The sequence below is a fragment of the Rhodopirellula baltica SH 1 genome (genome assembly GCF_000196115.1).
Taxonomy (GTDB): domain Bacteria; phylum Planctomycetota; class Planctomycetia; order Pirellulales; family Pirellulaceae; genus Rhodopirellula; species Rhodopirellula baltica.
Genome location: NC_005027.1, coordinates 1178619 through 1192488 on the forward strand (window position 1 = coordinate 1178619; position 13870 = coordinate 1192488).

Annotated in this window: 11 protein-coding genes; 5 read left to right on the plus strand and 6 right to left on the minus strand. The window is 55.4% G+C overall.

Features of this window, described 5'->3' with window-relative positions; translation table 11 throughout:
• Positions 1-56 precede the first annotated feature (56 nt).
• Positions 57-635 (plus strand): glutathione peroxidase, encoded by a 579-nt coding sequence (locus RB_RS04390; protein WP_007332895.1) that lies wholly within the window; start codon positions 57-59, stop codon positions 633-635.
• 245 nt (positions 636-880) lie between these two features.
• Here the strand turns inward: RB_RS04390 and RB_RS04395 are convergent, their stop codons facing one another.
• On the minus strand, positions 881-2620 hold the full coding sequence (locus RB_RS04395) for a hypothetical protein (protein ID WP_011118733.1): 1740 nt from the start codon (positions 2618-2620) through the stop codon (positions 881-883).
• A gap of 455 nt (positions 2621-3075) precedes the next feature.
• Between RB_RS04395 and RB_RS04400 the strand changes: the two genes are divergently transcribed.
• Entirely contained in the window at positions 3076-3756 is a 681-nt protein-coding gene (locus RB_RS04400) for a redox-sensing transcriptional repressor Rex (RefSeq protein WP_007327827.1), read from the plus strand.
• A gap of 68 nt (positions 3757-3824) precedes the next feature.
• Here the strand turns inward: RB_RS04400 and RB_RS04405 are convergent, their stop codons facing one another.
• Positions 3825-5357, minus strand: coding sequence for a sulfatase (locus RB_RS04405; protein ID WP_164922709.1), 1533 nt, complete (start codon positions 5355-5357; stop codon positions 3825-3827).
• A gap of 156 nt (positions 5358-5513) precedes the next feature.
• Complete coding sequence (locus RB_RS04410) at positions 5514-7235, minus strand: hypothetical protein (RefSeq protein ID WP_164921510.1); 1722 nt, start codon at positions 7233-7235, stop codon at positions 5514-5516.
• A 618-nt stretch (positions 7236-7853) separates the two neighbouring features.
• Between RB_RS04410 and RB_RS04425 the strand changes: the two genes are divergently transcribed.
• Positions 7854-8402 carry a DOMON domain-containing protein gene (locus tag RB_RS04425; RefSeq protein ID WP_007327833.1) on the plus strand — a complete coding sequence of 183 codons (549 nt, stop codon included), beginning with the start codon at positions 7854-7856 and terminating at the stop codon, positions 8400-8402.
• Positions 8403-8626: 224 nt separating this feature from the next.
• Here RB_RS04425 and RB_RS04435 read toward each other — a convergent pair whose 3' ends face one another.
• A complete protein-coding gene (locus tag RB_RS04435; RefSeq protein ID WP_231846218.1) occupies positions 8627-10162 on the minus strand; it encodes a S10 family peptidase in 1536 nt (511 codons plus the stop codon).
• 363 nt (positions 10163-10525) lie between these two features.
• Here RB_RS04435 and mscL point away from each other — a divergent pair, with 363 nt between their 5' ends.
• Positions 10526-10990: a large conductance mechanosensitive channel protein MscL gene (gene mscL, locus RB_RS04440; protein WP_164921513.1), complete on the plus strand. Its 465-nt coding sequence runs from the start codon at positions 10526-10528 to the stop codon at positions 10988-10990.
• A 7-nt stretch (positions 10991-10997) separates the two neighbouring features.
• The gene (locus RB_RS04445; RefSeq protein WP_164921514.1) at positions 10998-11900 is read left to right on the plus strand and encodes an alpha/beta hydrolase; all 903 of its coding nucleotides are present in this window, start codon (positions 10998-11000) and stop codon (positions 11898-11900) included.
• Positions 11901-11922: 22 nt separating this feature from the next.
• On the opposite strand, the gene RB_RS04450 is transcribed toward RB_RS04445, so the two are convergent.
• A complete protein-coding gene (locus tag RB_RS04450) occupies positions 11923-12627 on the minus strand; it encodes a methionine-R-sulfoxide reductase (protein WP_164921515.1) in 705 nt (234 codons plus the stop codon).
• Positions 12628-12890: 263 nt separating this feature from the next.
• Entirely contained in the window at positions 12891-13853 is a 963-nt protein-coding gene (locus RB_RS04455) for a putative bifunctional lysylphosphatidylglycerol flippase/synthetase (RefSeq protein WP_007327839.1), read from the minus strand.
• Positions 13854-13870: the final 17 nt, after the last annotated feature.

Consider the following 13870-nt stretch of genomic DNA (forward strand, 5'->3'; position numbering starts at 1 on the left):
ATAGTGATGATGCTTGTTTTGCTCCCCCTCCCTTTTGTTTTCCCACAGGAAAATCGATGTCACGTTTTTTGCTTCTCACGCTCGCCCTGGGTTGTCTGATGAATGCTCCTCAACCTGTTTCCGCCGCTGACTCCACTGCGGATCACGAATGCGTGTTGGCTCACGAGGCCAAAACCATCGAAGGCAAGGAAGTGGATCTGCACGACTACGAGGGCAAAGTCGTCCTGATCGTCAACGTCGCTAGCAAGTGCGGCTACACCAAGCAGTACGCTGGGTTGCAATCGCTGTACGAAGCCCACAAAGACGACGGATTGGTCATCCTCGGGTTCCCTTGCAATCAATTCGGCTCGCAGGAACCTGGCACGAACGCGGATATTTTGGAATTCTGCAGCGCTCGGTACAACGTCACCTTCCCGATGATGGGCAAAGTGGACGTCAATGGCGATGACGCGTCGCCTTTGTACAAACAGTTGACCAGCGTTGAAGCCAAACCGGCGGGCAAAGGTCCGATCAGTTGGAACTTCGAGAAGTTCTTGATCGGTCGCGATGGTCAAGTTGTCGGACGCTACAAATCGAAGGTCGCACCATCGGACGAAGAATTGGTCTCGGCGATCAAGTCAGCTTTGAAGGGCTGAGAGCGAGACGTCCGCGCAAAAAAAACGGGGCGAACTTGTCATGCAAGTTCGTCCCCATTTTTGTTTGATCGCGTAGTTTCCACAGGAGCACCCCGGTGACTTCGTGGCCGGTGATTCGTTGTTCGGTCGGATGTCCGAATCAACACGGCCGACGAAGTCGGATGGGGTCGCTTTGTGGAGAGCGTTACGTCAGTGGTTCTCCGGGTAGCCCCGTCGTAGGGGGCTCCCCTGAGATCCGAATTCAATTAGCAACCGCAAGCTGGTGCAACATCGCAGCCAGCGTCGCAACCGCAGTCGTTTCCGCAGCCACAGCCGTTGCCGCCAAGGATTCCCTTGAGCAAGCTACGGATAGGACCAGCCGAAGCAGGTGCACATGCTGGAGCACAAGCGTCTGCACAAGGATCTGCACATCCGCAAGCTGGAGCTGGGCAGCAAACGGTGACAGGAACTTGCTTGCAAACAACTCGTGGCACGCAACGAGTCACGGTGTAAGGCTCGCAAACTTTGCGGCACTTCTTGACCTTGATCGTTTCTTGGTAGCACTCTTTGCGGCAAGTCGTGTGGCACACGGTCTTGGTACGGCATTCTGGGATCATCTTGCAAACTTTGTACTCGCAAACCTTGGTGCGGCACTCAGGAACCATCTTGCAGACGGTGTACTTGCAAACTTTGGTGCGAGGCTCGCAGACCATCTTGCAAACGGTGTAGTTGCAAGTCTTGGTGCGGCACTCAGGAACCATTTTGCAGGTGGTGTAGTTGCAGGTCTTTTGACGGTTTTCGCAAACCATCTTGCAGACCTTGTACTCAACCGTCTTGCTACGGCACTCAGGAACCATCTTGCACACGGTGTAGTTGCAAGTCTTGGTACGGCACTCAGGAACCATCTTGCACACTTTGTACTCAACGGTCTTGGTGCGGCACTCAGGAACGCGACGGCACACGGTGTAAGGGATTTCACGAGTACGGCATTCTGAGACGTACTTGGTGCAAGTCACTTCTTTTTGCTCGCAAGTTGGGACCCAGACTTTCTTGCAGATCGTCTTGGGGCAACCTTGAACGCATTCCACTCGGCATTTGCCTGGGCAGTACACGGTCCGGCAAGTTGCTGCATCGAAGTACGAAGTACCGGGCTCACGCACGGTGCGACGAATCATCGGTCCAGGAACGGTTTCCGTCACAGTTTCCCAGTGTCCACCTTTGACCGTGATGGTCTTGGTGTACGTTTGAGGAACGCTGACGCTGTAGTTTTCCGTGCGAACCTTTTGTTCTTGCACGGTGTTGTAAACCGTGTAGTTGATGTTTCGCGTACGAGTTTCGTACGTTGGCACCATCACGGTGTAGTTGGTCACTTTTTGACGAGTTTCGTACACTGGCTTGTTGACCGTGTAGTTGATCGTCTTCGTACGAGTTTCGTACACAGGTTTCTTGACTGTGTAGTTGATCACCCGTTGGTGCTGTTCGTAAACAGGCTTGTTAACGGTGTAGTTGATCGTTTTCGTGCGAGTTTCGTACACAGGTTTCTTGACTGTGTAGTTGATCACCTTTTCACGAGTTTCGTACACAGGCTTGTTGACTGTGTAGTTGATCGTGCGTTGGCGTGTTTCGTACGACGGTACCATGACCGTGTACTGAACTTCTTTTTGGTGAGTCTCTGGAACCATCCGCGTACGGTTGACCACTTGGTCTTCGAAGTACACTTCGTTCCGTGTGCGGTAGCGAGTCTCTTCGACTTGCTCCATCACAGTTTCGCGAACGGTTCGCATCACGGTGTATGAGCCACCGGCGACGGCGGAACCGTCAGCGACAACCGAACCACCAGCGACAGCTGAGCCTTCTGCCATTACCGATCCATCGGCAACAACGGAACCACCACAGCTGCTACAACCTTCGTAGCTGATCGCGCCGCTGTAAGCAGCGTGAGCAGCATTAGCGCCCGAGACGATCGAGATGATCATCAATGCAGGCAACAACCACAAACGTTTCATCGTAAGTTTCTCCACAGGTAACAACGGGACGTTGTATGAACGCAGCTTCCTTTGGCCTGCCGGATACCCCCCGGCTTGACCTCTTAACCAATCAAAACCCAGACTGCTAAACCGATCCGCTGCCTGATTCACTGTCACGGTCGTGCAGATTGCCCGTCGACTGAACGAAGGCCGAGGCTGCGGGAGTGAGAGCGGGATGGCCCACACGTGGGCCAGGGAGGGTCGGTAAGGCTTCACTTACCAGCCGGTCAGAGATAAGCTGTGCCCAATGCGTATGAGGCACAGGCGAGAACTCTGCGGACTAGTAAAACTGATCTTGATGCACAAACTTCATCGTCTGCGGGACACTCGTTGAACAAGCAAACAGGGCAGTCCTGGCAAAACGGAACGATTGGGTCGTCAAGTCCTGCCGACCTTGCGGGTTGTTCCAATCGCAACGACTGTGCGGCTGGATCATGAACATGAACACCGATCACGAAACGAGCGATTCAGGTGGTTCCGATGAGGGCGATCGTAGGGCCGAGTTGTCGACTCCAGCGGTCGGTCGATTGTCTCTTTACTACCGCGAATTGCACCGTTTGCTGGCGGCGGGAGAGTCTTCCACCAACAGCCGTGACCTGGGTGCGATGGTCAACGTGTCGCCCGCCGTCGTTCGTCGTGACCTCAGCTCGATTGGGTCGATTGGTCGCCGAGGTGTCGGATACGACGTCGCGATTCTGGCCGAACGGATTGGCGCGGTTTTGGGGTCCGGCGTGCAGTGGAAAGCGGTGCTGATTGGCGTCGGCTCTTTGGGCAACGCGCTCCTGCGTTACCGCGGTTTTGAACGCCTGGGTTTCTCGCTTGCGGCGGCGTTTGACACCGATCCTGCGAAGTATGGACACGAGGTCGGCGGCACAACGGTTCGTTCGCTGGACGATTTGGAAGAAGTGTTGGCGACGGCGAAACCGGAACTGGCAATTCTGGCGGTGCCGAGCGAACAGGCCAGCCAAGTGGCAACGCGAGTTCTGGCCGGCGGAATCCAAGGTATCTTGAATTTCGCACCGACAACCCTTCGCGTGCCACCGGGCACAGCGATCATCAATGTGGATCTGGCCAGCGAACTGCAGCAACTGGCGTTTCGAATTCAGAACCGCTGAGCTCGAGCACGAGCACGAGCACGAGCACGAGCTAGAAGCTAGAAGCCGGCGACCGCCGTCGCCCCCGCTCAGTTGTCGATTCGAAGCATTGGGTTCCAGTTGCCGACTTTGTATTCCGTCCGTTTTCCGGAGGCAGGCATCCCGTTGGCCATTTCTGCTTTTAGTTTCTCAGTCAGCTCGCGAATCACTTTGGCGTTGTTGGGGTCGTTCTTTCGTTCCCCGTGGGCCAAGTTGGTGAACTCTTCGGGATCGTTTTGATGATCGTAGAGTTCGGTTCCTCGCTTGCCGTCGTCCCAAAGTGTCAAGCGATATCGCTCGGTTCGAATCGAATAGCCGTAATAGCGCTGCTTGGTCTGGCGATCGTTTCGCGCGACCATCGACATGGAATAGCCGCGACCGGTTTGCGATGGATCACGCAACATCGGCACGAGGGATTGTCCCTGCATCAACTTTTGCGTGGGAACGTCGCACAGTTCAGCCAATGTCGGGTACAAGTCGACCAAGCCAACAGGTGACTTCGCGATTGCACCTTCGGTGCGTCCCGGTTCGGCGATGATCAACGGCACACCAGCGACTTTGTCGAACAAAGCCTGTTTCTGCCACAACCCTTTTTCGCCCAAGAAGTAGCCGTGATCGCTGGTGAACACGACGATCGTGTTCTTGTCCAATCCGGTCCGCTTCAGAGTGTCGAGAACCTTGCCGACTTGAGCGTCCATGAACGTTGTGCTGGCGTAGTAAGCCTGAATCGCTTGACGCCGCAGTTCATCGTTGAGTAGGTCCTGTTCCTTCTTCTTGCTCAACAAAGCAGCGGCGGGGACGTCAGCATTGTCTTCTTCCACGTTGTCGAACAAGGGCATGTCTTCCAGCTTGTAAGGCTCGAAGTACTCTTTCGGCGCGACATAAGGTGTGTGCGGTCGATAGAAACCAACGGCCAAGAAGAACGGGCGGTCGTTGCGTTTGGCACATCGTTCCAAGACCCAGGACGCATCATCGGCGAGCATCCCATCGGTGTGGGCTTCATCGGGGCGAGGCGATGCGTACCAGGAAAGCGTGCCGCCGAATGCACCCTTTCGAAGCGTGAAGATGTCTGGCTCTTCGATCAGTCGATCGCAACCGGCGGGGTTCAGTTCCAATTCCCAGGAGGCAGGATCGTCGTGGCCGTTTGTTCCGACCGACTTGGGCACGTTGTAGTGATACAGCTTGCCAACTCGTCCGGCGAAGTACCCGTCCAAACGAAACGCTTGCGGGAGCGACCAGCGTTCAGGGATAGAATCACGAAAGATTTGGGCGTTGCCGTGAATGCCAGTCGTGTCGGGGTAGAGGCCGCACAGCATTGAATTGCGTGAGGGTCCGCAAAGCGGATATTGGCAGGCGGCGTTTTCAAACAAGACCCCTCGAGCGGCCAAGCGATCAATGTTGGGTGTTTGAACGATCGGATCGCCGTAGCAACCGATGCGAGTGTTCAAGTCATCGGAAATGAGAAAGAGAACATTCTTGCGCTGGCTGGCCTTTTTCGCGTCCGGTTTTTGTCCAAAAGAGAATTGAGAACTGAGAGCAAAGCCGAGTAGGAGTCCGAGACCAAAGATCCGTTTGAGGTTCATCAATGCAACTTCCGCACGAGGATTGAGACACGGGGATAGAGACTTGTGCGGCAAGTATAAACGAGCGAAACCCACGACGTTGGTAATCAACATCGTGGGTTTCGACTTCGAAGTGATGATGGTGATTCGCGGTGGAATGCGAATCGCCTGATTCTGCTAGCGTTGAACGCTCTCGTCTTCGGGACGCGTGGCCAATTGGGTTTCGGCATCCAACGTGGCGGGATCCAATCCTGGGTTCATTTTTGGATAAGCCGATTCGGGGACCACATCGACGGCGACAATCGATTCAATTCCGGTGGCCGTGTCCAAGCTCACGAGCCCATTGGGAATTCCATCCGGCGTCGGTGCCGGGATCGCGTCGCCATCGACCAACATGGTCGGGATGGCTGGTGCCGCCTGAGGTGCATCCGGTGCAGTGTCAGGCGTGGGGGCGGGCACCAAATCACCATCGACCAGCATGATTTCAATGATTGCCGAGTTGGGCAATTCATCGGGGACAGCGTCCGGGATCGGAGCCGGAATGACTTCGCCGTCGACGACCATTGTGTCGATCGAGTGGACGGCGTCCGGCTCCGCATCAGCAACCGGCTTCGGCACCGGTTCGCCATCAACCAACATCATCGGAACTGGCGTCGCAACGATTGACGCCAAATCGTGTGCGACGACATCCAACACATCCGCTTCGATGCTCGCCCGTCGACGCGAAACATCTGCCAACAATCCGCCCAATTCTCGTGGCGAGAAGCATTCCGCCTGATCCGCCAACTTGCTGATTTGCCAAACCGCTTCCTCGAGCAAGCAGTCCGGTGACGACTTCACCACCTGGGCTTGGTGAATGTCGCCCTCGTTCAAGTCGTATGGCAGATACGCTTCTTCCAACGTCACGATGACGGGTGAGCTTCCCGCCAAACGATCGATCTCTTCCTCGACAACTGCGGGTTCCGTTGCGGGCTCAGCCGAGTTTTCGGTTGCGGGGGCCGAAAAGTCATGCTTGGCGATGAAGGGCAAGATCACCGCGGGCTGAGTGACATCGAAGGGTTCTTCTGCTGCGAGAGCAGCCAGCTCTTCGCGAACGTCGATCGTGAATTTGTGAGGCGTCGATGTTGGCTTCGATGCTTTTTCGACGACTTGGCTTTGCAGCACGCTCTTGTCGGAGTCGACTTCAGGTTTGGATTCATCCAACCACCAACGGTTCAGTGCGACCGCTTGAGCCAGGGCTTCGTCGTCGGCGACGGCTGCTCCGATCGACGGGTCGAGTTCGCCAGCAACCGGTGGCAGTTTAGCCTTGGTGCGAATCATCGCGAACGGTTCGAGGAACTGTTCCAAAGGAATGCCGATTTTGGCTGCGGTCGAAGCGGCGACGGCGGCCAGCATTTCATTGAAGTCGGATGACGTGCGGCGAACACTGGTTGGTTGAGCGGGAGCCACTTCAGCGTCGGCGGCGGCGAGTTGCAGTTCATCCTCGACGGCTTCGGTTCCGTCTGCAGCGGGCTGGTCAACTTCGGCGGGGACCGTTTCGGGGTGAAGGTCGACGGTAACGGTTGGAATCGAATCGTGCGTGCCGGGAATCGCGACGATCGTCTTTTGAATTTGGTCGGTGGCGGCTGCGTCAGTTGGCTTGTCGGCTTCGTCGGTCTTCGTTTCGGTTTTGTCTTTGGCTTCGTCAACGACGACAGGTGCCGGGTCGATGGGGGCGGCTTCTTCGTCAAAGCGATGGACGAGAATGGAAATGCCGCCGGTCAGAGCAGAGTCAACTCGCTTGGCGTGGGCGAGTGAGGGGGCCAGCCCGGTAGCGAAGACTGAACCGGCAATGGCGACCGACAAAGCGAGGCGTTTGGCGGTACTGGAACAATGACGAATGGGGGAAAGAGTTTTCATGATTATGTTTTGGCCGGAGATCAGCGAACGACGTCTTGGAATAATGAGTTCACTGCGAAACCGGAGTTTGTATAAATGTGATGGTGGGCTGTGAGGTGGGACAGAGCGGCAAGGCATTGCCGAAGTTGGCGCCGTCAAAATCGTCTGATGGAGATCCCGCTCCAACGCACGCTATCGGCGACTTGAAGGGCTGGGGAATTGAAATCGCCTGGGAAAGCATTTCGTTTTCACCTCGACCGTTCAGGTTGTTCCGGTTGGGTAAAGTCCCGTCAGTTTCACGCCCGCTTTATTGAAGAAACCTCCACAATTCGCCTACTGAAACGACGTACACGGCGCGCTTCCGGATGAAGCCAGCGATGGGGAATTGCCAGAACGGGAAGCGGTGCTGCGAGCTTCCCACCATTCCCAATTGGAACGAACCCGGTACGCTTTTGGTTGCCGCAGCGATGTCAACGCGGCTGATTGGTCCCAAAGAATGTCACGAGCAGGTTTGTAGTCTTGAGTTCTGCCAAAGGTCCCCTTCTCGATCCCACGATGTTGTTCCGATTCGAAGTTCGGCTGCAACAACACACGTTGGATTGGACCTCGCGAGGTTTGTCTTTGCCGACATCGTGCCGGGTGCCATCGTTCGCTGCCCTGTCAGGCGGTCCGATCTACGCGGATGTACGCATCGCCTGGGACGTGTCCGGTATCGGATTTCACTTGCTCGTCAACGGAAAGCGTCAGCTGCCATGGTGCCGCGAGACGCGGTTGGATGAGAGCGATGGTCTGCATTTATGGATGGACACGCGGAACAGCCCGAACATTCACCGAGCGACACAGCATTGTCATCGCTTCCTGTGGCTGCCCGCTGGTGGTGGACCAAAGCGGGAACGCCCCGTCGCGGCAATGGTGCCAATCAATCGAGCTCGGACCAATCCAAAGCCGATCCGCCCGGACGCCTTGAAGATTCATGCGATTCCGCGACATGACGGCTATGAGTTATCGGGTTTGATTCCCGCCGATGCGCTCACGGGTTACGACCCGAAGGATCAATCTCAAATTGGTTTCTACTACCTCGTCGCAGACCGGGAACTGGGCAACCAAGCGTTGACGCTGAGCACTGATTTCCCGGTCGCGGAAGATCCATCGTTGTGGTCCGAAGCCGCATTGATCTCAAACTCATAGATCGCCGCGACGTTTGCGGCCTCGTTCCAGAGCAGTTGCTGATTCGACTCAGTCACGCTGGATGAGCTATTAGGGCGTTCGTCCCGGTTGGCGTCCTGTCAACCGCCGCGAGCGCGGTACGGCTCATCGGATCGACAGTTCGCTAACGCTAACGCGAATGGAGGTTGCTACGAATCGCGTTGAATTGCATCCAAAGTGACACTCGCCCAGCGAAGCACCGGGAATCAATCCGCCGAGTGCCCAACGGCTTCGTCATAGAACTCGACCAAGTCTTTGCGGAGTTGTTTGAGCGACGGTTCGTGGATGTACATCATGTGTCCGCCCTCATAGTGCTTGATCGTCAGGTTCTTGCTTCGTTCCGGTGAGAGCCCCATGTGATCGATGGTGTATTCCATCGCGAAGTGAGGCGTTGCCAAATCGAAGTAACCGCAGGCGACGAACAATTTCAGCGATGGGTTGGCGGCCATCGCGCCGCGAAGCGTTTCTGAAGCGTCGACGTAACGACCCTCAAACGGTTTGTAACTCCACGGGTGCACGTTGCCAGTCAGGATTTCATAAACGCGGCGATCCTTGTAATTCAAATCGCGATGCATGTAGTCGTTCAGGCATGCCGTGAAGGGGCCGAAAATCGCAGCGCCGCTGGCATCGAATTCAGGTGTTTCGCCGGCTGAGTCACGATCGATGCTGGTGTAACGACCGTCAAATCGACCGACCGTCAAACCTTCGTCGCGAAGCAGTTCTTTGCCAAACCGTTGCATCGAGAGCTTCAAGTTGGACGACAGCAGGTAGTCTTCCGTCAGACCCGTTAAACGAGCCAGTTCTTTGGCGACACGTTCACGCTCCTTCTTGCCAATACTGGTTCCTTTCAACAGTGCGGGAGCGTATTGCCGATAGGCGAATTTTTCCGATTCCGCAACAACGTCGGCCAGGGGCAATGATTGCAGTTCGTCGTTCAGTTGTTTGTGGTACCAAGCCGTTGCGGTGTAGGTCGGCAGAAAGCAAACGTCGGGAACGTCGTTGCTGGGCGAGAACCGAAGCGTTTGAAAGTTGATCGCGCCGGAAATGACGACGGCGCCATTGAGTTCCATCTTGTAGTGATCACGCAAATAACCACTCAGTCCCGCCACGCGGAGTCCACCGTAACTTTCACCAAGGATGACCTTGGGTGAGAGCCAACGTTCGAAGATCGTGGTGTAGTCGTGAATGAATTGACCGACGCTACGAACGTCTTCGTTGTATCCATGGAATTCGCTTTTGTTGACGTCCTTTGCCGGACGGCTGTATCCGGTGCTTACCGGATCAATGAAAACCAGATCGGTGATGTCGAGCAGGCTTTGGTGATTTTCGTCCAAGTGATAGGGCGGTCGCAGAAACGACGCGTCATCGGGAAAGCGGATGATCTTTGGCCCCAACATCCCCAAGTGCAACCAAACGGAAGATGAACCTGGCCCTCCGTTAAAGCAGAAGGTGATCGGACGTTTGGTGACGTCGTCTGTTTTTCTTGTGTAGGAGACGAAGAAGACCTCGGCCTTCGGATCCAGTTCGTCAGTCTGCATGACGAGTCGACCGGCGGTGGCGGTGTAGTCAATGGTCTCACCGGCAACGCTGAAAGAATGCTCGGTCGTGACGAATTTGTCCGTTAGCTCGTCGCTCGATTTTTCGTCAGCGGCTGTGTCTTTCGACGAAGTCGTGTCATCGGCGTTCACCTGAGCATTCAGGAAAAACAGCACCAACAAGCTCGCGAAACATTTCCAATTCATCGGGTCCATCTCAGTTGTGATATTTGGGAAGCATTCAAGACACGGTCCGCCAGATCGCCAGTGTACTTGCTGATTTGATCTGTGATTTGGCATTGGCGGTGACGATTGATGAGCCTGTCGCTTCCGGAAACCTCACCACCAATACGCCACCGGAATGGAAGATGGCTCACCTCTGAAGTTGCCAATCCTGTCGCGGTTTTGACTATTCAAAAGCAGGCTCAATTGAACAACGATGCAAATGCAAATTGAAGCCGGTGGCTTGGTAGACAGGTGTCACTCGCCTAGTCTGTCCGCATTCATCGCAAGCGTTGTGTTTGCGTTTTGTTGGATGTGGTGCACACCAAAAAAGAGCGAGGGGACGTTATGGGTTTGGTTCAAGAGTTTAAAGAGTTTGCGCTCAAGGGCAGCGTCATTGATTTGGCGGTCGGCGTTGTCATCGGCGGTGCCTTCAGTGGCATCGTGAAGTCATTGGTTGATAACATCATCATGCCACCAATCAATCTGTTGACAGCTCGCTCCGGAGTCAACTTCAAAGAGGCCGCTCTAACGATCGAAACGGAGTCGCCCAAGCTGGACGATGCGGGCAAGATCATCGAAGGCGAAGGTGCCGAGATGCTGGTTCAGGACTATCCCATTTTGAACTACGGCCCATTCACTCAAACCATTTTTGAGTTCCTGTTGATCGCCCTTGCCTTGTTCGTAGCGATTAAGCTGATCAACGCTGCTCGGTCGCGAATGGAAGATGAACCGGAAGAGGAAGAAGTCGCCAAGCCGAGCGAGGACATTCAACTGTTGCGAGAAATTCGCGACGCACTTCAAAAGAGCTGAGGACACGATGAGCCACCGACATTCGATTGCATTTGCTTTTGCCACCGCACTCATTTGCCAATCGTTTGGAAGTGGCGATCGCGTTCTAGGTCAAGACGCCACGCTCGACGCGCCGTCATCGAGCGATGTGGTGGAAGACCAGTTCATCTACAAAACAGTCACGGATGATTCCTCGAGAAAGTTGACGGAACTATTCGTCGACTGGACGCGACCGGCGGATTGGTCGGCCGAGGATTCTCGTCCCGCCGCGGTGTTTTTCCACGGCGGTGGTTGGACGGGTGGAAAGCCGGGCCAGTTTGCTTTGCATAGCAAGGAACTGGCCGGTCGCGGAATGGTTTGCTTTCGGGTGAAGTATCGTTTGCTGAACAAGAAGTCCAAAACTCCGCCGGACAACTGTGTGGAAGATGCCTCGGATGCGTTTCGTTATATCCGAGCAAACGCCAGCAAATTTGGCATCGATCCCAAGCGGATGGCTTCCGGTGGCGGCTCCGCGGGCGGTCATTTGGCAGCCTACTTGGGCACGATGGATGACCAGGTTGTTGATGGAGTTTCGCGAAAACCCGCGGCGATGTTGCTGTTCAATCCCGTCTACGACAATGGCCCCGGCGGATGGGGAACGGCACGCGTCGGCGACGAATTCGCCAAGTACTCGCCCGCTCACAACATCACGAAAGATGACCCACCATCGATCGTGTTCTTGGGAACCAAAGACAACTTGATTCCAGTTGCAACGGCAGAGCGTTTTCGCGACGACTGCAAAGAAGTTGGCGTTCGCAGTGAGCTGCATCTCTACGAAGGCCAGCCCCATGGCTTCTTCAACGCGAAGAAGACCGATGGGGGAGGAAAGATTTATCGCGACACGATGGAGAAGACGGTCGCGTTCCTAAAATCACTTGATTGGATCGAGTGAAGACCTTTAGGTCGAGCGAAGGTTACTCGGCAGCGGTCTCTTTCTTGGCCGCTTTCGACTCAGTCGCCTTTTCGGCTTTCTTCACGTCGCTGGCTTTGATCGGCTTTGGCATTTCTTTGCCTTCCGGGATGAACTTCATCGAAATGGAGTTCACGCAGTGACGCTCGTTTTTGGGCGTCAGACGTTCGCCGTGAAAAACGTGACCGAGGTGACCGTCGCAATTGGCACAAACGATTTCGATTCGGCGACCATCGGCATCGCGTTGACGCTTGACCGCACCTTCAATCTCGTCATCGAAACTGGGCCAACCGCAGTGGCTGATGAATTTATCTTTCGCGTGATACAGCGGTGTGTTGCAGCGTTTGCAGATATACGTGCCCGGATCTTTGGTCAGTGTGTAGCCACCGTCTCCAGGTGGTTCGGTGCCCTTGTGCAAAATCACGTAGGCTTCCGCTTCGGTTAGCTTGTTGAACGGGCTCGAATCCATCTTCAGCTCATATCGGTTGTGGGTGAGGAGAGGCGTGGTCTTCTTGCTTGTCGACGCCGTTTCAGTCTTGGCGGTCTTTTCGGTGTCACCTGATTTTGTGTCAGAAGACTTCGTCACCGGAGCGTCATTCGCCTGGGTCGATGCCATTGGCTCACCACATCCGGCGACCGCGAAAACGAGGCCGCCCGCAATCGCGAGTCCAAAAACGTGTTTCCAAAGAGGCTTTGAGAGCAGTGGCATCGTTCGGCCTTGTGGTTGAAAGCAAGGAAGGGGCAATTGAGGTGGGCAGAAGCAGCGTAGCGTAGAGAACAGGACTCGCTCGTTGGATCGCTTATGAGGTCTTCGTCCGCGATAACGAGATGCCAGCGCATTGAAAATGCTCAAGCATGCTCCGCGTCCGCATCTATTTTATCGCATCGTTCTACGCAGCAAACCGGCAATTTGGTTGATGCATTGACTTGAATTTGGCTCGAATTGCCAACCGGCGCACGCTCAATAGAACGTTAGGTCGTGGTGGAATCAAAGGCTTCGGCATCGTGGCGTGCTTCCATCGCGCCGCTGTAGATCTCATGCGCGACCAAAACTACCATTCCGACCAGTAGCGGCAAAATGTAGTAGATGACGCGAAAGATGAGAACGGATGCAAGCACGGGTTTTCCGACGGTGTCTTTCAGAAGCGTCCAAAGGATCAGCTCGAGGACTCCTAGTCCGCCGGGGACCTGCGTGATCAGCGAAACCGTGATTCCGACCAAATACGCTGCCAATACGGTTGGAAATGGAACGACCGCGTCACCGGGCATCACCAAGTAGAGTGCCGTGGCGGAGATTGTCAGGTCAACGATTGCGACGGAGGCCTGTGCGGTCGCAAGTCCCAGGCTTGGCGGGCGAAGATGCAGCTTTCCAATTGGCCATGGTTTGTGCCACACCAAGCAAATGACAGCGTAAAAAACGGCAATCGACAGCAGGATGGCGCCCAGCGTTCGCACACCGAAGGGCAGGTCAAACTTAGCGGGCAGTTCGATGGGGTGCAGGACCAAAACGACTCCGCCCAGCACGCAGACGCCCGACCAGAACGTCAACGCCAGAACGCTCATCAGGGCAACAATTTGCCGGTGCGTCAGGCCCCAACGGTGATAGAACCGATAGCGGATCGGAGCGGCGGCGAGCAGCGTGCCCAGGTTGTTTCCCAAGGCGTAGCCAAGAAACGCGACCAACGACACCCGTCGCAGTGGAAGTGCCCGACAAACGTATCGGAGTGCCAAAATGTCGTAGCAGATCAGCAGCCCGTAGTTCAAAGCGACCAGAAATGTCGCGATGATCAGGTAGGCGGTGGGGACGCCGGTCAAGCCAGCGACGAAGTCATCCCACGACACCTTTTGGGCTTCGCCGATTAGCAGCCGGACGGCCAAGCCGAACAGCAGCAACGCCATGAACGGGCCGACGAGCTTGCGGGGATCGAATTTCACGCGCAGGGGCTTTGTTT

Bases quoted from the DNA above. Each gene is read 5' to 3' on its own strand.
- RB_RS04390 (WP_007332895.1), top strand. From the start codon at position 57: ATGTCACGTTTTTTGCTTCTCACGCTCGCCCTGGGTTGTCTGATGAAT.
- RB_RS04395 (WP_011118733.1), bottom strand. From the start codon at position 2,620: ATGAAACGTTTGTGGTTGTTGCCTGCATTGATGATCATCTCGATCGTC.
- RB_RS04400 (WP_007327827.1), top strand. From the start codon at position 3,076: ATGAACATGAACACCGATCACGAAACGAGCGATTCAGGTGGTTCCGAT.
- RB_RS04405 (WP_164922709.1), bottom strand. From the start codon at position 5,357: ATGAACCTCAAACGGATCTTTGGTCTCGGACTCCTACTCGGCTTTGCT.
- RB_RS04410 (WP_164921510.1), bottom strand. From the start codon at position 7,235: ATGAAAACTCTTTCCCCCATTCGTCATTGTTCCAGTACCGCCAAACGC.
- RB_RS04435 (WP_231846218.1), bottom strand. From the start codon at position 10,162: ATGAATTGGAAATGTTTCGCGAGCTTGTTGGTGCTGTTTTTCCTGAAT.
- mscL (WP_164921513.1), top strand. From the start codon at position 10,526: ATGGGTTTGGTTCAAGAGTTTAAAGAGTTTGCGCTCAAGGGCAGCGTC.
- RB_RS04445 (WP_164921514.1), top strand. From the start codon at position 10,998: ATGAGCCACCGACATTCGATTGCATTTGCTTTTGCCACCGCACTCATT.
- RB_RS04450 (WP_164921515.1), bottom strand. From the start codon at position 12,627: ATGCCACTGCTCTCAAAGCCTCTTTGGAAACACGTTTTTGGACTCGCG.